Raw genomic sequence first — 20,578 nt, 5'->3', positions numbered from 1 at the left:
GATGAGAAAGAAAATATATATCGCTGCACTTCTAATAACAGCCAAGATGGCATTTTCCCAGGTTATCATTGGTAGTGCATCCAATCCAAGTCCCAATTCCATGTTCAGTGTTGTGAACAAAGAAGATAATTCAGCACAATCTAAAGGGATGATGATCCCTACGGTAAACAATGAAACAGAATTACCCCTGTATAATGCCAGTCAATCTAATCGTTTTGATAAAGATCCTTCTATGCAGGGTATGATTATGTACAGAAAAGATATTCAAAGAGTGGTAGTATATGATGGAGATCAATGGAAACCTACTTTTTATGAAAGTGGAGGAAGAACGACCCGTGCCAGTATGAACCCGACAACCGCTGAAAGTGATTTTCCAACTGTAGGATGTATTCTTATCGGATGTGGACAAAAAGATGTTCCTTTTGGATTCTACAATAACACATTGGATGGAGATAAACTTGGCATTATTGATCCTCAGGGAGCGGTAAACAGCGACTTCAGCAATTTCACATTCAAGGAATCCGGATTTTATAAGATTCTTATCAGCTTAAAAGTAAAAACTTCAGGGATCCACGTGAGCCCACCTGTGATTTCGTTCAGGGCTTTAAAAAATGAAGCTATCCTTGCCCGAAATGATGTTCCTTTAAATGAAGCCATCCTGATTACAGCTGGGGCCAACAGAGTGGGAACAATGGAGTTCTTAGCCATGTTCGACAAAGGAGACAAACTTAAAGTTCAGGTTTCTGGAGGGGTTTCTATCCTGACGGTTGCCGATGTTTACAAAGTTGTTCCAACAGACGGAACTTTTATCAGCATAGAAAAACTATAAGCCTGAAATAACACGAAACATTTTTTATTCATATTTCATTACATCGGGTACTTCAATTGAGGCACCCGATTTTCATTTTTTATAAAAGTAAAAATCTATCATCCAATGATTTCCTTAAGCTGACTGAGCCCCATTTTAAAACCTTCTTCAAACCCCATATCCAGCATTTCCTTCATTACTTCTTCAGATTGATAGTGAATATTAACCGTTACTTTTGTTCCTTCCTCTACTCCCGTGAAACCAATCAACCATTTTGATTTTGGAGCATCTTTGTTCACATCCCCATTTTCATCACAGAAAGCACTCGTCCAATCAAAACTTCTATGTTCTATGATTTCTCCGTATTGGGATTGAGAATATCCTTTTTCTCCATTCGGACCTACCATAGCATACAACCAGATTCCGCCTTCTTTAAAATCCTGTTTTACCGTTTCAGACTTCCAGGGTCTTGGCCCCCACCACTGATCCAATAATTCGGATTGGGTAAAATAGTTCCACACTTTCGAAACATCAGCCTTGTAAATAACCATTACATAGACGCTTTTCGAATCAAAATCTTTGTTGAAAATGATATTAGATTCCATAAAGTAATAATTTTGATTAAAGGTAACTCTTTATTTACAGAAAGGACTTTTCCTATGACAAGTAAACAATAATTCATAAATAATTGTTAAAAAACTGTCTTTTAAGAAAAAAAACATAATTTTTTGGCTCGTTTTTTGTTTACCTAGTCTTAAAACAATTAATTTTAACATTCATTTTTCCAAAACATATATAATTAAATAATGAATAATAAATTCATCCCAATAATTTCGGTGTTTATGACGATCTCACTTATTGTCTTCGTTACGCTCCAATTTTATTGGTTGAAAGGCTATTACGGAGTACTGGAACAGGACTTTTCAAATAAAGTTTATTCCGTTTTGGAAAGCACTTCAAAAACAATTGAAGAAATTGAAGCTGATAAATATCTAACCAAGGATAACAGAAGTACCATTCTTGCCAACAGCAAGAATCCTTCGCTTACTACCATTCAACAGGTAGAAGATTCCGGAACGCAGAGACAGATTATCTATTCCAAGAATATTATTTCGAATGCACAGCTTCCTATTTCTAAAAAAGGAGATTCTGTAAAACTGACTACTCTATATACGGATGAAGCTGCTTACAAAATAAAAAGAGATACCACCAACCGCGAAATTCTCACCTCGGATATCAATCAAGATATTGAAACCGGGGATTACGCTGTAAAAGAATTCGTAAAGGTATACGGAAACAATTTACCCATTGCACAAAGGGTGAGCCCGGCTACTCTAGATTCAGTGATCACAAAAGAATTGAAAATCAGAGGAATTACTGCCAAGTTCGGATATGGAATTGTTGATAAAGACAACAAACTTACCAGTATTGCCAATAAAGCCTACAAAGAAAAAAAAGACAGCAATACCTATAGCTATCCTCTTTTTACTGATAAAAAGTACAATACCTTATATAATCTGGCTGTAGTTTTCCCTAAGAAAGAATATTCTTTAGCGATGAACAACTGGCCGATGCTGTTGGGAACTTTCCTTTCATTGCTTACGATTCTTGGGATTTATATTATTTCCATTAATTATATGATGAGACAGAAAAAATTGGCTGAAGTGAAAACAGACTTCATCAATAATATGTCTCACGAATTCAAGACACCGCTAGCAACCATTTCCGTGGCAACTGATTCATTAGCAAATGATAAAATTGCTACCAATCCGGATAAGGTAAAGTATTATTCAGAATTGATTAAACAGGAAAATCTAAGGATGAAAAAGCAGGTGGAAAATGTTCTGAACATGTCTAAGCTTGAACGAAATGAGGTAGAACTATTTCTGAAAGAAACTAATGTAAGGGAATTGATTAAAAGGACAACAGAATCCTTCAATCTGATTGTACAGCAGAGAAACGGTAGCCTGACTCAAAAATTCAATGCCACTCATTATAATTTTAAAATTGATGAATTCCACATCTCGAATATGCTGGTCAACTTATTAGATAATGCCAACAAGTATTCTCCTGAAGCGCCGGAAATTCATGTGGAAACCAGAAATGAAGGGCACTGGTATGTTATCGAAATATCAGATAAGGGAATGGGAATGGAAACTCAGAATAAAACAAAAATCTTCGAGAAATTCTTCAGAGAAGAGACAGGAAATATTCACAACGTAAAAGGACAGGGATTAGGTCTTTCCTACGTTAAAAAAATTGTAGAACTGCACAAAGGACAGATTATTGTAGAATCCAACAAAGGTGATGGAAGCACATTTACAATCAAGCTGCCAATGAGCTAAGATATAAAAGATAAGCAATGAGTGATAAATGATAATATATTGGTGATAAAAAATATTTCGTATCAATTATCAACTCTCATTTATCCATTATAAAATAAGAAACCAAAAAAACAAAATATAAGAAGAGAGAGTGAGGCAGTTCATTCTTAATTGTTAATTATTAATTAGTAAAAGTTATGAGCAACAGAATATTATTAGTAGAGGACGATCAGAGTTTCGGAGCGGTGCTTAAAGATTATTTAACCATCAATAATTTTGAAGTAACCCTTGCCACTGATGGAGAACAGGGATTGAAAGAATTTACAGAAAATGAATTCGACATCTGTATATTTGACGTAATGATGCCTAAAAAGGACGGATTTTCATTGGCGGAAGATGTGAAAAAAATTGATAAAAATACTCCGATCATATTCCTTACTGCAAGAAATATGAGAGAAGATATCCTGAAAGGGTACCAACTGGGAGCTGATGACTATATCACAAAACCATTTGATACAGAACTTCTTTTATACAAGATCAAGGCGATTCTTCAAAGAAGCTCTACGCTGGAAAATGAAGAACAGGAGCAGTTCAAAATCAGCAATATCTTCTTCGATTCTATGCTGAGACAACTGAAGGTAGGTGATAAAGAATATAAACTTTCTCCAAAAGAAAATGAGCTATTAAAGCTTCTTTGCATCCACAGAAACGATTTCATGCCAAGAGATCTTGCGCTTAGAAAGATCTGGAAAAAGGAAAATTACTTTACAGCAAGAAGTATGGACGTGTATATCGCTAAGCTTCGTAAGTTATTGAAAGATGATGAAGGATTGGAAATTATCAACGTTCACGGAGAAGGATTTAGGCTTCTTGTAAAAAATTAATCTAAAAATCGTATTATAAATATAAAATTAGCAAAACAATTGAAAATGTTTTGCTAATTTTGTTTCATACCCAATCAAGGATATGAAGAATACATTTTTAGGTTTGATCTCTGTATCAATATTAGCTGTCTCTTGTAAAAAAGATGAAAAAGCAACTTATTTAAAAGAAGAAGCTGGTTCGCAACAGCCTTCTGTAGCTCTAAACAATGCTCCAAAAGCTTCACTGATGGATCAGGCGGGAATCCAATCCAATGCGGCTCCAGCTGCAATGGCCACTGCTTCGGGAATGAATCCTGCGCACGGGCAACCGGGACACCGATGTGATATTCCTGTAGGACAGCCTTTAAACAGCCAGCCAACAGCAACTCCTGCTTCTCAAAATATCAGTGTAGGAGCGAACAATACCATTCAAATTGACCCTGGTAAAGCATCCCCAGCGAAAGTAACCATGAATAACAGTGCTCAATCAGTGAAAACAGCTCCGGGAATGAATCCGCCACATGGACAACCGGGACACCGATGTGACATCCCTGTAGGACAGCCTTTGAGCAGTAAACCGGCTGCGGCCCCTCAATCTGCACAAAACAATATACAGGTTACTCCTACACCAACTCCAGTTCAGGCAAAGGCTCAAACCGCTTCACAAAATCTGGCTATGGGAGAAAAACCTAAAGTGAACCCAGCTCATGGAGAACCTTGGCACAGCTGTTCTCTAAAAGTTGGTGATCCTTTGCCATAAATTTTGTATTTTTGTAGCTATGAAGCTATTTCACATACTGGCAATAGTATTTTGTTTGGGAATTTTTCTGGTTCCTAAGGATAGTTTCTACGCTCAATCTATGCAGGAAACCTGCTGCAAAGCAGAATCCGGAAAGAAGAGCGACTGCTGTAAAAATCATTCCTCAAAAAAAGAGGGTAAAGATGATGCTACAAAGTCATGTAATGATGATTGTTGTTCGTCATGTGTTGCCTGCTTTACTTTTATTGAGACTCCTTTTTCAAAAAACCTGCGTCTGGAACTGTCTTATTATAAAGCGAATAAGAATCCTCAGTTTCAGTATTCAGACCCTTACCTTTCCGACCGATTAAAGGAAATCTGGCAACCTCCTAAAATAGGTTAATTAAAACATTGTGAGTTCGTTATACATTGTAATGAACCGTATTTTATTTAATCTAAACTTTAAACAAATGAAATTATATATTTCCAGGTTAATACTTGGTGCATTATTCTTATTTACACAATTTATATCGGCTCAAAATCTTCAGAAAAATCAGTTCAAAGTAAAAGGGAACTGTGAAATGTGCAAAACAAGAATTGAAGGAGCCGCAAAAAAAGCAGGTGCAAAAACTGCTGTTTATTCTGTTGATCTCCAAACACTCACTCTAGAAACGGATAAAATTTCTGCTGACGATATTCTGAAAAAAGTAGCGGAAGCAGGTCACGATAATGAAAAATTCAAAGCTTCGGATGATGTTTACAAAAGTCTTCCTGGGTGTTGTTTATATGAAAGAGATCTACAGCCAACACAAGCAGAATCTCACCATGAACATCATGCCAATACAACAACTCCAGCTAAAAAGGACAACGAGTTCTATGTAAGAGGAAACTGTGCATCATGCAAAGCCAGAATTGAAAAAGCGGCTAAAGGTGCAGGAGCAGACTCTGCGGAATGGAATGCCGAAAAGCAAACGGTTTTTTTACATTTTGATGCTGCCAAAACCTCATCGGATAAGATATTGAAGGCTATTGCGGATGCAGGACATGATAACGAGAAATACAAGGCTTTAGATTCCACTTATAATGGTCTTCCGGGATGTTGCCTGTATGACAGAGATTTCACTTTTGGAGAGGCTAATCCAAAGGTTCATTATGAAGAAGAGACGAAACATGAAAACCATAAAGATCACGCAGCTCCCGCTGACAATGATTCTCACAGCAAACATGAGAAGAGTATTGACGGAGTTGTAGTAACAGGTTCTAAAGCAGCTACATCTTTAAGCAAGAAAGAAGCAGGGCTGGTTTTTAATATTGATAAAAAAGAGCTGTTAAAAGCGGCATGTTGTAATTTATCTGAAAGTTTTGAAACCAATGCAACCGTAGATGTTTCTTTCAGCAATGCCGTAACAGGTACAAAGCAGCTGAAAATGCTGGGATTGGATCAAAAATATACCAGCTTAACGAAAGAACAGCTGCCTGAGATCAGAGGATTAGCTTCTGCTTATGGGTTGAATTTTATACCGGGAAGATGGATTGAAAGTATTCAGTTAACGAAAGGTGGAAGTACGGTAACCAATGGTTATGAAAGTATTACTGGGCAGATCAATACTGAATTATTGAAGAATGCTAAGGAACCTGAAACTTCTCTCAATCTTTTTTCGGATTTTAACGGAAGAGCTGAAGCGAATATTACCCATGTTTCTCCCATTAATGATAAGTGGTCACAAACTTTCCTTCTTCACGGAAACGGAACTTTCGGGAATACAGATATGAATGATGACGGTTTTCTTGACAGACCCAAAGGAACACAGATCAATGCAGCTTATCTCCTGAATTATAATGACCTTGAAAAGTCAGGATTCGGGTCTCATTTTGGAATTAATTTTATCCGGGATGAAAGAACTGCAGGACAAATTGCCTTCGACAAGAAACTAGCACAAGATAAACAACCGGCTTATGGTGTTGGAATTGATATTTCAAGATTTCAGATTTGGAACAAAACAGGATATGTTTTTAAAGGAAAGCCTTATCAAAGTATCGGTTGGATGAACCAATATGTTTATCACCAGCAGGACAGCTTCTTTGGACTGAGAAATTATTACGGAAAACAGCATACCTATTATTCAAATTTAATTTTTGAAAGTATTATTGGAAACACCAACCACAAATATAAAGCGGGAGCAAGTTTCTTGTATGATGGTTATGAGGAGACTTATTTAGTGGATAATATGAAAAGAAACGAAATTGTTCCGGGAATCTTTGCTGAATATACTTTAACAGGCTTAAAATATACTTTAGTAGCGGGAACCCGAGTAGATTTCCACAACCTGGCAGGAACTCAGTTTACACCGAGAGTGAATTTTAAGTACGACTTTACTCCACAGACTATTTTAAGACTTTCTGCAGGAAGAGGATTTAGAACGGCGAATGTATTTGCAGAGAGTCAGCAGTATTTTGCTTCTAACAGAGCAATCAATATCCTACCTAACGGAGGAAATATTTATGGTTTAAAGCCTGAGATTGCATGGAACTACGGAGCAAGCTTACAGCAGGAATTTAAGCTTTTCGGAAGAAAATCCACGATCATTGCTGACTTTTTCAGAACAGACTTCCAGGATCAGGTATTAGTAGATTTAGACCAATCTCCCCAGCAGCTTACATTCTATAACCTGGAAGGTAAATCATTTGCTAATTCATTCCAGACCCAATGGGATTTTACGCCTTTCAAGAACTTTGATGTAAGACTGGCTTATAAATATTATGATGTACAGGCGGATTATATTGGAGGAAGAAGAGAAGTTCCTTTTATGGCAAAACACAGAGGATTTATAAACCTTGCCTATGCAACCAATAAAAATGACAAAGGTGGTTTCTGGAGCTTTGATACCACTTTAAACTGGGTAGGAAAACAAAGACTTCCTGATATGTCAGACAATCCTACAGAATTTCAGTTGCCAAGATATTCTAATTCTTATGCGGTATTGAATGCACAGATCTCAAGAAATTTCAACAAAAAGATCAGGGCTTATATAGGGGGAGAAAACCTTACTTCTTATTACCAGAAAAATGCAATCATCGATTTTAGAAATCCTTTCGGAAATTATTTTGATGGCGGAATGGTCTATGCACCGATTATGAAAGCGAATTTCTATGTGGGACTGGATGTGACGTTTTAAGAGCGGGAAGATGGAGGCTGGATGATAGAGGTACTGTTTGACAGTTTATTTAATTGAAATCCTCATAACTTCTCTGTTTCAGGATATCCTTGAAAATATAAACCAGTATCAATTTGATACTGGTTTTTTATGATATTAAAACTTTCCATAAAAAAACCTTATAGGTTTAATTTTTGTCTGTCCCATTTTCTGTGAAGCATTAGATCAATAGCAGAAATAATCCTTCTGAAAATCTCCAGGAATTTCTCTCTTCCAGCATCCAGCTTCCTTACCAAAATAAAAAAACAGCATCATAATTGATGCTGTTTTTTTATTTTATCTTCCAAAGTCATCCTGTACTCTTACAATATCATCTTCATCTGAAGGATTGGATGCATCAGTATGCTGCCATATTTCAGCTACGATTCCCCAGCCTGAAAGACCTATTAATCTGTGTCTTTCTCCCTGCTGAAGTTTTACCTGATCTTTTGGTTTATATTCTGCTACTTCTCCTTCTTCATCTGTAGTACTTCTTTTGATTCCTACTGTTCCTTCCACTACCTGCCAGATCTCTGCTCTTCTGTGGTGATACTGCCAGCTTAATCTTGCTTCTGGAGCCACAATAAGAATTTTCGGGCTTAGCTTCCCTCCTATTCTCAGGTTTTCCACATCAATTCCATCAAAGTACTGATTGGCGAAATCCTGCGCCTGTGCCTCATCAATCACAAAAAAACCTCCCCATGGTCTGGTTTCGTCTTTTGCTGCAATGGTAAACCCCTGGCTTTGTAGAGTCTGTTCCACTCTATCGAATATTTCTTTTTTTTCCGTGCTCATATATCTTGTTTCTCTTAATTAAAATTATTGATCTGACTATTCTTTTGACATGGAATATGGAAAATCTTTTTCCTGTGATCCTCTGTCTGTATTCGGCTTACTGTCCATTTTAAAATTCAGAACTGCACCGTTCATCAAATTTTTATGGCTCAACCAGTTTTTGGAGTACAGCTGTCCATTTACATTCAATGATTGCACATATAAATTTTCAGCACTGTTTTCAGCTGCCTTTACTTCAATTTTCTTGCCGTTTTCAAGATGGATGGTGGCTTCCTTAAACAACGGAGCTCCCAATACATACTGATCTGTTGCCGGCGTTACGGGATAAAATCCTAATGCTGAGAAAATATACCACGCAGAAGTCTGCCCATTATCTTCATCTCCGCAATAGCCATCCGGAGTAGCCTGATATAGCTTATTCATCACCTGTCTTGTCCAATATTGGGTTTTATAAGGTGCTCCTGCATAATTGTACAGATAGATCATATGCTGTATAGGCTGATTCCCGTGGGCATACTGTCCCATATTCATAATCTGCATTTCTCTGATCTCATGGATCACTCCACCATAATAGCTGTCATCAAAAACCGGTGGTAATGAAAAGACTTCATCCAGTTTGGCTTCAAATTTCTTTTTACCGCCCATCAATTGGGCTAAGCCTTCAATATCCTGGAAAACTGACCAGGTATAATGCCAACTGTTTCCTTCTGTAAAGGCATCACCCCATTTAAAAGGATTGAAAGGTTTCTGGAAATTACCATCTTTATTTTTACCACGCATCAGTCCTGTTTCCTTATCGAACAGATTTTTGTAATTATACGCTCTTTTTTTGTAAATATCAATTTCTGAGGCAGGTTTTCCTAATGCTTTTCCTAGTTGATATATTGAAAAGTCATCATAAGCGTATTCTAATGTTCTGGCTGCATTCTCATTAATTTTTACATCGTAAGGAACATAGCCTAATTCATTGTAATATTTTACACCTGCGCGGCCCACTGCTTCTATAGGTCCTTCGTTATTGGCACCATGTTTTACGGCCTGCCAAAGGGTTTCTACATCATACCCACGAAGTCCTTTGATATAAGCGTCTGCCACTACGGAAGCTGAGTTATTCCCAATCATAATATCGGAATATCCAGGACTACTCCACTCCGGTAAGAATCCTCCTTCTTTGTAAGCATTTGCCAATCCTTCCTGCATTTCTACATTGATACTTGGATACACCAGGTTCAGGAAAGGATATAAAGCTCTGAAAGTATCCCAGAAACCAGTTCCTGCAAACATTTTTCCGTCTGCAATTTTCCCGTTGTATGGGCTCCAGTGCTTTATTTTACTCTGAGCATCCATCTCATATAATTTCTGTGGAAAAAATAAAGTTCTGTACAAAGAGGAATAAAAGGTTCTCATCTGTTGATCTGTTCCTCCTTTTACTTCTATTTTTCCTAAGGTTTTATTCCAGATATTTTTAGCATCGGTTTTTACCTGTTCAAAATTTCTGTTTCCGATCTCTCTTTTAAGATTGATTTCAGCCTGTTCAAAACTGATGAATGAAGAGGCTACTTTTGCGTACACTGTTTCTTTATTTTTCAGTTTAAAGCCTACTATGGCTCCGGTGTGATCGCTGGTAATTTCAAGCTTATCATTAACAAGTTTATCATCTTTCCAGGTTTTTGTAAGCTCAAAGTCTTTATCAAACTGAACCACAAAATAGTTTTTAAAATTGTCATACTTCCCGGTAGAATATCTGGTGGTATAGCCCAGAATTTTTCTTTCTTTCGGTAAAATTTTGATGTATGAACCTTTATTCAGGGCATCAATAACTACATATGCACTGTCTGTTTTAGGAAAATCAAATTTGAAAAAAGAAGCTCTTTCTGTAGGCGTAAATTCAGTAGTTACATTGATATCTGCTAAATAAACACTATAGAAATAAGGAGTGGTAACCTCAGCTTTATGGCTGAACCAACTTGCCCTGTCGTCTTCTTTAAATTTTAGTTTTCCCACTCCCGGCATAATGGAGAATGCTCCATAATCATTCATCCAGGGAGAAGGCTGATGGGTTTGTTTGAATCCTTTTATTTTATCTGCATCGTAAGTGTAGGCCCATCCGTCACCCATTTTTCCGGTTTGGGCCGTCCAGATATTCATTCCCCATGGAAGTCCAACTGCCGGATAAGTGTTTCCGTTGGATAATGAAGGTTTGGACTGGGTTCCCATCAATGGGTTTACATAGTCTACGGGAGATGCGTTCTGACCAAAAACCAGGGCCTGTAATAAAAGAAAGCAAGTAGAAAAAATAGACTTCATTGTATCGTTTCGTTTGTTAATTTATATAAGCTTTTTTAGTGCATAGCTAGCAGCTCCCAAAATGGCTGCATCTTCAAAGATGGCAGAGATTTTAACCTGCAAGTTAATATTATTCGCTGTTAGATTCTGAATAAATCTTTGTTCAAAATGAGGATAGGCTTTTGCTATATTTCCTCCTATAACTAAAACTTCCGGTTTGTAATGGTCTACATATTTCACCACAAATTCAGAGAAAGCATCTGCATATTCATCGAATATCTGTTTCTGTATTTCCAGAGGTTTATCCAACAGGTCTTTCGTTCCTGATATCTGCTCTCCTGTAAGTTCTTCGTAACGTTTAACAAACCAACGTGTGGCCAGATAATCTTCAAAGATGGATTCTTTAAAAGGAGAATCCCAAAGGTCTTCATCTGTAGCCAATTCTCCGTTATAGAAAGTGGTTCCTAATCCTGTTCCGAGAGTGACTCCAAAAATCTTTTGAAAGCCCTGCACACAGCCTCCGAATACTTCGCCTTCCATAAAGGCTGCCGCATCATTAACAAAGTGAATCTGCTTTGTAGAAATGGATAATCTTTGGGCCAGTTCATCTTTTATGTTGACATGAAGGATATCAATAAACTTCCCCTGTTCCATCAGCGATATTCCGTTTTCATAATCGAAAGGCCCCGGCATGGCAATTCCTATTAAAAGATCTTCTTTCACCAGATTATAGGCTCCTTTTTCAATGGCTGAAGTCCAGGCGGAGAAAATTATTTCTTTGTTATCAAAGGAATTAACATATTCTCTTACGTACGTTGAAGTGATAATTTCACGTTTCTCAGGATCTACCTGCGCCAGTGTAATGTGCGATCCGCCAATATCGATTCCTAGTATATTCTGCATCATTTTTTATTTTAAATTCAAGCTGTTCCGTTGTATTGAAAAACAGACAAACAAGAAGATACTGCTTGTCTGCCTGCTTTACGATCTATGATCTATTTTTCAGATAAAATCTTCATACAATGAGTTTTATTTCACAATGATTTTACCTGATGATACTTCTTTATTTTTTGAAGATGTGATTTTGTAAATATAAGTACCAGTGGCCAAATCTTGTGTATTCACTGTATTATTATTTTGATTAAGATCCTGTTTTTTCAATAGCTTTCCTGAAATATCATAGAATGAAACCTCGCTGGAATTATCGGCAACCGTAAAGTGAATGTCACTTCCTCGTTTAACAGGATTTGGATAAACAGTATTACTCTCTTTTACAGACTCAGCATCTCTTACTCCCAGAGAACCATTACAAGGAACTTCTGTTTTCCAATTGGTATTGGTCATATTGACTAATGTTGCAAAATGAGTATTTGCGGTTGCATCCAGGGCTCCTATTCCGCTACCTTCATCCATTTTCCAATTTGCCTCCAGACCTTGTGAGCTAGCTGCCACATTACAGCTGTTATCCATAATCTCCTGAGCTGACAATGCTCTTTTCCAAACTCTGAATTCATCCAAAGAACCGTTTAATGCGCGGGAATTGTCATAGTTTCTTGCTAAATACATAATGCCGTTTGCTGTAAAACTGCCAGTAACTTGTGTACTTGTATCAAGGGTTCCGTTAACATAAAGCTTCATCGCTGTTCCATCATAGGTTGCTGCCACATGGTACCATGTATTGGTGTTGAATGCTGTATTGGTATTAATTTTCGTCTGAGAGGAACCGAAACTCAGGATAAACTGAAGTTTGTTATTGGCCAGGTTACCGTCCCCAAACCTAAGCATTGCAGAGTTATTATCTCCTACTTCAATCCCAAGCACTGATGAAATATTAGGAAAGGCGCTTTTAAATGCATTTACTTTCACCCAACCTTCAATTGTTAGTGCATTTCCGCTCAGGTTAAATTGTCCGGCATTCAGATAATTTGTACTTCCATTGAATGAAAGTGATCTTGGACCAGGGCTTGTAACCGAAGCAAAACCACTGTTGAATACTCCTTCTGCTGAATAAGTACTTACTGTTCCGCCATTACATGCTGCCTGTACTTTCCATACATAGTTTGTATTAGGGGAAAGATTTTGCAGTGAATAATTATTGGCGTTAATATTCTGAACCTCAGTCCAGGCAGTAGCTGCTGCTGTTTTGTATTGTAATGTATAAGAAGATGCTGTTCCCGCATCCCATGACAATTGAGTTGAATTTCCTAGATAGCTTCCTGATACCAATCCTGAAGGCGTTGCACATCCGTTTCCTGAATTGAATCTTGGAGCAAAAAGATAAGTACTTGTTAATGTTGAAGAGCAATTAGACTGTATTCTCCAGTCATAATCCGTGTTCATTGTCAGATTATTGATGACCACATTGCTTCCGGAGTAATTGCTGGCAACATTAGTCCAGGTTGTTGAATTAGCAGGTTTATAATCGATGTTATAAGTTTGAGAGCCATTAGACACCCAGTTTAATTTAGCAGAAGTTCCTGTTACATTGGTTACATCCAATCCTAACGGCGGATCACAGGCTTGCCCTTGGCTCCATGAATAGAGCTGTCCACTTAATTGGGTATTTTCATTATAAAGAATATTAGATCCGGTGCTCAGATAATTAGCCATATCTGTTCCTCCTAAATCATACCACATGAACACACCATACTCGTCATTTTTGGTACTGGTTGCTGATGAGGAAACTATAGATGCAGGAGTAGACTGAGGATTTGTATTTTGTATCCAGATTGCCGCCGGAGAAAGTTTTGTTTTATCAAGGGGCGGAACACTTGGAGCAACGTAAGTACCATACATGGCATTCCAACTGTAATTGATATAGTTTCCTGCTAAGTCTCCATTATAACTTTGCCTTGAGGTAGCCGGGCCATAATAATAGAAGGTAATCAGTTTATCAGGCATTGCGGCTTTCAATTCCTGTAATAACATGACAAAAGAGCTGTTATTAGGCTGCCCTGTTCCGTTATTTCCGTATCCTGCATATTCATCATCCAGGTCTACACCATCCAAACCATAAGTGTATACCGTATGAGCAACCTGCAGAGCAAAGTCTTTGGCTGCTTCACGATTAGGGAAATTGGAGATTCCGGCTCCCTGATGGTTTCCTAAAAGATCCAGCAATACTTTAATCCCTTTTTGCTGTAAAGGTTTTACATAGGTATTTACATCGTTCAGTACTTTGGTTACATTGTTATTGCTTGAGATATAGGCTCTGCTTTTAGAAACATCATAATTGATATTGGCTGCAAAGATAATGGCCACATCAAAAAGCTGCCTGTTGGTATTCTGCAAAGTATAAGAACCCGCATTCAGCATGTTGTTGTTATTGACTTCCACATAACAAACACCCAAGGGGTTAAGCTGCTGTGCTTTCATTTGAGGGGCAGCCTGAAACATCAGGGCCATCAGGGGAATAAGAAAGGAGTTTTTTTTCATTGATATTAATTTTATTAGAATAGGAAAAGCCATTGGGCCGAAGCCCAATGACTGATTTATTATTTTACTATTAATTTTTCGGTTTGTTTTTCACCTCCATTTTGAGATTCAAACTGAAGGATATAGTTTCCTGTTGAAAGCTCTGATGATTCATAATGATTATCACCTGTACTCAACGATTTTGTGCCTACAACTCTTCCGTTAAAATCATAGATAGTTAACTTTCCTTTATTGTATCCATCAGGAACGGAGGCTGTAAATGAAGAAGATTTACTGACAGGATTCGGATATAATTTAATCTGATTCTTAGTCTGAATTTCTCCTGAACTTATTCCTCTCTGGGCAGCTGCAGTTCTTGATACTATTGAAGTTGCCGCTGCACATGGCAGATCTGTTCCCCAATTGGAGGCATCCACTCCTGTTAAACTTAAACTAACCCCATTTCCAGAGCTATCCTGAACGGCAGAACCGCTTCCTTCATTGAATTTCCAATAAGCAGCTAGAGAAGTAGCCGGAACAGATACATTACACATATTCTGACTGATCTCCGTTTGACTTAATGCACGCTTCCAAACTCTAACCTCATCAATTTTACCATTGAAGTTTCTGGAAGTATTATATAGATATCCTACATTGAATGCTCCATTAGAGCTTACATTTCCGGTTTGTGCTTTGCTTGCATCCAAAACCCCATTGATATAAAGTTTCATAGAACTTCCATCATAAGTTGCCGCTACATGGTACCAAGTATTGGCATTCAAAGCTGTAGTGGAAGCTAGTTTTTGCTGTACATTATTGATACTTAATACAAACTGAAGCTTGTTATTCGCTAGACCGGCATCTCCTAATCTTAATAATGCTGAATTTGCATCCCCTGCTTCTGTTCCCATAATGGATGAAATGTATGGAGAAACTGATTTGAAAGATGAAGGTTTGATCCAGCCCTCAAAAGATAATGCTGAACTACTTAAATTCATATTTCCGGCAGCTCCAGATTCAGAACTTCCGTCCAAAGAAAGAGCATAAGAACCCGTAGGTGTTGTTGTTCCTGATCCACTGTTGAATCTTGGAGCAAACATATAGGCACTTTTTACACTGCAGTTTGTTCTGATTCTCCAGTCGTATTCAGTATTGGCTGTTAGTCCTGAAACAGTTACTGATGTAGAGCTAACTGCTGTGGCCACACTCGTCCATGTTGCTGAAGAGGCCGGTTTATAATCAATATCATAAGTATTAGTTCCAACTGTAGACCAGTTGAGTTTTGCACTTGTTCCGGTAAGATTGCTTGTGTATAATCCGATAGGTGCATCACAATTGGTGCCCTGTGTCCATGATTGTAAAGTTCCGCTTAACACTGTTGGCTCACCATATAATGTCTGAGTGCCTGCTGAAAGCTGTGATGTCTGATTGGTTCCTTTAAGGTCATACCAAAGATATAATCCATAGCCTCCGTTTTTCGTTTGAGTAGCCAAACTTGTTGTGGTAGAATTAGACGTATTTCCCAACCAGACTGCCGCAGGAGAAATCTGAGCTTTGGTAAGGGGTGGAACGTTCGGTGCTGAGAATGTTCCGTACATCGCATTCCAGCTGTAATTGATATGATCTCCTACTCTGGCACCGTTCCATGAAAGCCTTGAAGCAGCATCTCCATAATAGTAGAATGAAATAATTTTATCCGGCAGTAATGCTCTTAATTCCTGAACAAGCATAACGAAGGAACTGTCATTAGGCTGCCCGGTTCCGTTATTCCCATATCCTGAATATTCATCATCAAAATCAATCCCATCCAGACCGTAAGTATTTACCGTATTGGCCAGCTGTAATGCAAAATCTTTGGCAGCCTCACGGGTAGGGAAATTACATATCCCGGCTCCCTGGTGATTTCCCAAAATGGTTAGCACCACTTTCATTCCTTTCTGCTGTAATGGTTTTATGTAGGTATCTGCATTGGTAAGAACCTTGGTTACATTATTGTTAGAGTATAGATATGCTCTCCCACGGCTGGTATCATAATTAATATTAGCCGCAAAGATATTCACCACATTGAACAGGTAACTATTCGATGTTTGCAGTTTATACGCTCCTGCATTCAGGATGTTGTTGTTGTTCACTTCCACATAGCATATTCCTTTAGGATTAAGCTGTTGTGCGTTAAGGAAAGCACCAGACTGTAGCGCCATGGCCATCAGTGCGGTAAGGATTGATTTTTTTTTCATTGTATAATTTTTTTAAGGTGTTTTGGTGTGTGGATTTGATATAGCATTCTCCTGATCCTTTCTTTTTGAGGAAAGCATCTTAAGTAAATAAGCCATATAGATTAATGGGTTAGGTCAGTAGCTCAGGATTTTCGTTAAAGGTTTTCCAAAGCAATTCTCCAAATAAAGTATTGGCCCAGGCGAACCATTCTCTGGTGAATTTTTTGTCGTTGTCTTTATGGAAGGATTCATGCATAAAGCCTGTCCCACCGTGCGTTTTCTGTAAGGTATCTATACACCATCTGATCTCACTTTTATCTTTTGTAGTGAGCGCTTTCATAATGATACTCATTGGCCAGATCATATCCAATCCAATATGTGGACCTCCTATCCCTTCTGCCAGTTTTCCTTTGAAAAAGAATGGGTTATTTTCCGACCAAACAAATTTTCGCGTATTCTGATACACAGGGTCGTCCGCTTTAACCGCATCCAGATAAGGCAATCCCAGCAAGCTTGGACAGTTCGCATCATCCATCAGGTTGTAACTTCCGAAACCATTGACTTCAAAAGCATATATTTTTCCAAATTCAGGATGATTATAAATTCCGTATTTTTTGATGGCTGCATCTACCTCATCAGCAAGGCTGTTGAGTTGTTGAGCCAGAGTTTTTTCATTTTTAATCTGAGACACCATTTCTGCTGCCTGACGTAAACTTACTACTGCAAATAAGTTGGATGGAATCAGAAACCCATAGATCGTAGCATCATCACTTGGACGGAACATAGAACTGATAAGACCTACCGGCTTTGTCGGATAGCCATATCCGCCCATAGGAACTCCATCTGTAGCCCATGATGTTGTACGTTCAAATTTGTAAGGACCTAAGTCTTTTTTCCTTTGTTGTTCAATGAAAGTCTGTAAAGTAAGTTTAATTCCCTGCAACCAGTTAGTATCGAAAGGTTTCGTATCTCCTGTTGTTTTCCAGAAGTGATATGCCAAACGGATAGGGTAACACAGAGAATCAATTTCCCATTTTCTTTCGTGAGTTCCCGGTTTCATATCAGTATGGTCATACTCTTTCCACTTGCTGATCTTTTTGTCATCGTTGTAGAACGCATTCGCATAAGGATCTTTAAGGATGAAAGTTGTTTGCTTGTGGATAACTCCGGAAATCAATTTGTGAAGCTTCTCGTCCTTCTTCGAGAACTGCAGATAAGGAAAAACCTGTGCAGAACTGTCACGAAGCCACATGGCATCAATGTCTCCTGTAATCACATATGTATCCGATGTACCATTGGTTTCACTGTAGAAAACAGTAGTATCTAATGTATTTGGAAAGCAGTTTTCAAAAAGCCAGCTTAGCTCTTTATTGTTTACTTTCTTTTTAAAGGCTGCAATAGCATTTTCTACGGATTCACTGGTAAAATGTCTTTTATCTTTAGGAACACGGACAACAGGAAAACCTTCCGTAGCCAGGGTTTTTGCAAAAATATTCTGAGTAAACAGCAATCCGGCCCCTGCCATTGCACTTGTTTTAATAAAATCTCTCCTTTCCATTGATACTTTTATTTCGTTTATTTTTATTAGTCTTTATTTTACAGGTTTGCTTCCCATTACAAATCTCAGCTCACCCCCGTTCATGATATCACTGTGGTTCAGTTCCCAGCTTTTATATTCTTTCCCGTTAAGGAACATTTTCTGTACATAGATGTTTTTATCTGAAATTTTATCGGCAATCACTGTAAAAGTTTTTCCGTTTTCCAGCTGTAATGAAGCTTTCGGGAATTGAGGAGCTCCAATGGCATACACAGGTTTTCCCGGTGTCACAGGATAAAATCCTAGTGAAGAGAAAATATACCATGCTGACATTTGTCCGCAGTCTTCATTATTCACAATTCCGTCGGGCTTGGCAGCATACATATTATCGCGGATGTATTTTACCATTTTTTGTGTTTTATAAGGGCTTCCTGCATAATTATACAAGTATGGAACATGATGTCCCGGTTCATCTCCAAATCCTAAAGAACCGATGAATCCTGAAATATCAACATGCTGCTCTCCTTCCATGTGAAGGGCTTCTGTAAATGTTTTATCCAGCTTTTCTTCAAATCCTTTCTTCCCTCCGTAGAGATTCATCATTTCATCAATCTGATGGGGGACAAAGAAATCATAAGCCCAGATATTTCCGGAAACCCAGTGTGGCTGGAGCTTCTTCCAATCGTTAAGGGCAAAATCTGCTAAGAATTTACCATCCTTCTGTCTTGGCCAGAAATGATTATTTTCTTTGTTAAACGTATTCAGGAAGTTCATTGAACGTTTTCTATACACTTCTGCTTCATTTTTCTTTCCTAATTTTTCAGCCAACTGTTGGATACACCAGTCGTCATAAGAATATTCTAAGGTGGCAGAAACAGAGGCTCCGTTTTCTGAAGGTGTGTAGCCTAATTTAATATAATCGTTAAGACCTCCGCCTCCATCGCTGCTGCTCATTTTGTCTGTCAGAGACGCATCTTTCATAGCAGCAAATGCTTTTTCAGCATCAATTCCGGGAACTCCCTTTGAAATGGCATCCCAAATTACCGATGTACTGTGATAGCCCAACATACAGAAATTGTCATAGCCGCAAAGTTCCCAGATCGGCATGTGATCCTTGCGATCGGTATATCTGCTGATAAGTGAATTGGCAAATTCTTTAGTATGCTTCTGGTCCATGATGGTTAACAACGGATGAGTTGCTCTGAATCCGTCCCAGTAAGAATAGGTACTGTAGTTTGTAAACCATTTTGTATTCATATTTTCCTGGGCAGCCACATAATCTCCGTTCACATCCATATAAAGATTCGGAGCAATAAAAGTGTGGTAGACTCCTGTATAAAAGATTTTTCGCTGATTATCCGTTCCTCCGGTCACCTGAAATCTTCCGATAAGGTCCCGCCATGTTTTTTGTGCCGTTTCTTTAGCTTTGGCAAAATCCACGTTTTTGGCTTCCGTATCAAAGTTTTCCTGTGCATTTTCTGTACTTACCGGAGATAAAGAAACCTTTACTTCTATACTTTCATTGGCTTCTGTAGAGAATCTCACAAAGGCTTTCGCATCTTTAGCCAGAGCAATTTTTTCGTTATCTTTTATTTTCCCTTCAGCATAAACTCCATAAGATTTAAATGGTTTGGAAAACTCCATCACAAAATAAGCAAATCTCTTTCCGCCCCAGCCGTTACTATAGCAATATCCTTTAATTTTGTTATTGCCTTCAACACTTACCAATGTGTGATAAATATTTCCGAAGATCTTATTCGTAGGATCAATAATAATATTAGCTTCATCAGTCTTCGGGAAGGTATATTTATGAAATCCTACTCTTGGAGAGGCTGTCAGTTCTGCTTTTACCCCATAGCTGTCCAGCATTACAGAATAATATCCCGGTGCTGCAAACTCTTTATCATGAGTGAATGTTGAACGGTATCCTGTTCCAGGTTGCCCTTCTGATCCCGGAACCATTTTTACCTGCCCTACAGTGGGCATTACTAAAATATCTCCAAGATCTGCCCATCCTGTTCCGCTAAGGTGATTATGACTGAATCCCATAATCGTTTTGCTGCTGTAATGATATCCTGAACACCAGTCCCAGTCTCCACTTTTAGTATTCTGATCCGGACTCAGCTGAATCATTCCGAATGGTGTTGTGGCTCCCGGAAATGTGTGCCCATGCCCTCCTGTTCCAATGAACGGGTCTACCCAGGATAAAATATCATTTTTATTCTGTTGGGCATTGGTTATAGAAATCAGAGAGGTAAAAAAGCAGATCAACAATTCTTTTTTCATGATAAGAGGTATCAGGGATTTTTTAAAATTTAAAAGTTTGTTTAAAATTATGAAAACCATTATAAACTTCCCAAAAATGGGAAAAATAAACGAATTTACACGCCTTTAGAACTTAC

At 38.1% G+C, this 20,578-nt stretch carries 14 protein-coding genes; 6 read left to right on the top strand and 8 right to left on the bottom strand.

Features of this window, described 5'->3' with window-relative positions; translation table 11 throughout:
• Position 1: 1 nt before the first annotated feature.
• On the top strand, positions 2-829 hold the full coding sequence (locus J2772_RS18380) for a hypothetical protein (protein WP_209919273.1): 828 nt from the start codon (positions 2-4) through the stop codon (positions 827-829).
• A 98-nt stretch (positions 830-927) separates the two neighbouring features.
• Here J2772_RS18380 and J2772_RS18375 read toward each other — a convergent pair whose 3' ends face one another.
• The gene (locus J2772_RS18375; RefSeq protein WP_209919271.1) at positions 928-1,413 is read right to left on the bottom strand and encodes an SRPBCC domain-containing protein; all 486 of its coding nucleotides are present in this window, start codon (positions 1,411-1,413) and stop codon (positions 928-930) included.
• 201 nt (positions 1,414-1,614) lie between these two features.
• Between J2772_RS18375 and J2772_RS18370 the strand changes: the two genes are divergently transcribed.
• From J2772_RS18370 to J2772_RS18350, 5 genes are all read left to right on the top strand, one after another.
• Entirely contained in the window at positions 1,615-3,153 is a 1,539-nt protein-coding gene (locus tag J2772_RS18370) for a sensor histidine kinase (RefSeq protein ID WP_209919269.1), read from the top strand.
• 176 nt (positions 3,154-3,329) lie between these two features.
• A complete protein-coding gene (locus tag J2772_RS18365) occupies positions 3,330-4,016 on the top strand; it encodes a response regulator transcription factor (protein WP_002982671.1) in 687 nt (228 codons plus the stop codon).
• An 82-nt stretch (positions 4,017-4,098) separates the two neighbouring features.
• A complete protein-coding gene (locus J2772_RS18360) occupies positions 4,099-4,755 on the top strand; it encodes a hypothetical protein (RefSeq protein ID WP_209919267.1) in 657 nt (218 codons plus the stop codon).
• A 19-nt stretch (positions 4,756-4,774) separates the two neighbouring features.
• On the top strand, positions 4,775-5,137 hold the full coding sequence (locus J2772_RS18355) for a hypothetical protein (RefSeq protein WP_209919265.1): 363 nt from the start codon (positions 4,775-4,777) through the stop codon (positions 5,135-5,137).
• A gap of 67 nt (positions 5,138-5,204) precedes the next feature.
• Positions 5,205-7,910, top strand: a complete 2,706-nt coding sequence (locus J2772_RS18350; RefSeq protein WP_209919263.1) for a TonB-dependent receptor domain-containing protein — start codon at positions 5,205-5,207, stop codon at positions 7,908-7,910.
• Positions 7,911-8,225: 315 nt separating this feature from the next.
• Here J2772_RS18350 and J2772_RS18345 read toward each other — a convergent pair whose 3' ends face one another.
• The 7 genes from J2772_RS18345 to J2772_RS18315 form a co-directional block, all read right to left on the bottom strand.
• Positions 8,226-8,723, bottom strand: a complete 498-nt coding sequence (locus tag J2772_RS18345) for a phosphoheptose isomerase (RefSeq protein ID WP_045491618.1) — start codon at positions 8,721-8,723, stop codon at positions 8,226-8,228.
• Between the two features lie 36 nt (positions 8,724-8,759).
• On the bottom strand, positions 8,760-11,030 hold the full coding sequence (locus J2772_RS18340; RefSeq protein WP_209919261.1) for a GH92 family glycosyl hydrolase: 2,271 nt from the start codon (positions 11,028-11,030) through the stop codon (positions 8,760-8,762).
• Positions 11,031-11,051: 21 nt separating this feature from the next.
• Positions 11,052-11,912, bottom strand: coding sequence for an ROK family protein (locus J2772_RS18335; RefSeq protein WP_209919259.1), 861 nt, complete (start codon positions 11,910-11,912; stop codon positions 11,052-11,054).
• A 126-nt stretch (positions 11,913-12,038) separates the two neighbouring features.
• Positions 12,039-14,444 (bottom strand): endo-beta-N-acetylglucosaminidase H, encoded by a 2,406-nt coding sequence (locus tag J2772_RS18330; protein WP_209919258.1) that lies wholly within the window; start codon positions 14,442-14,444, stop codon positions 12,039-12,041.
• Positions 14,445-14,503: 59 nt separating this feature from the next.
• On the bottom strand, positions 14,504-16,660 hold the full coding sequence (locus J2772_RS18325) for an endo-beta-N-acetylglucosaminidase H (RefSeq protein WP_209919256.1): 2,157 nt from the start codon (positions 16,658-16,660) through the stop codon (positions 14,504-14,506).
• A gap of 109 nt (positions 16,661-16,769) precedes the next feature.
• On the bottom strand, positions 16,770-18,197 hold the full coding sequence (locus J2772_RS18320; protein WP_209919254.1) for a glycoside hydrolase family 125 protein: 1,428 nt from the start codon (positions 18,195-18,197) through the stop codon (positions 16,770-16,772).
• Between the two features lie 33 nt (positions 18,198-18,230).
• On the bottom strand, positions 18,231-20,462 hold the full coding sequence (locus J2772_RS18315) for a GH92 family glycosyl hydrolase (protein WP_209919252.1): 2,232 nt from the start codon (positions 20,460-20,462) through the stop codon (positions 18,231-18,233).
• Positions 20,463-20,578: the final 116 nt, after the last annotated feature.

Origin of the sequence: Chryseobacterium jejuense, assembly GCF_017877355.1 — a bacterium.
In the GTDB taxonomy this organism is placed as follows: domain Bacteria; phylum Bacteroidota; class Bacteroidia; order Flavobacteriales; family Weeksellaceae; genus Chryseobacterium; species Chryseobacterium jejuense_A.
Note: the sequence above shows the minus strand (reverse complement) of the source record. Positions and strands in the feature narration are given on the sequence as shown.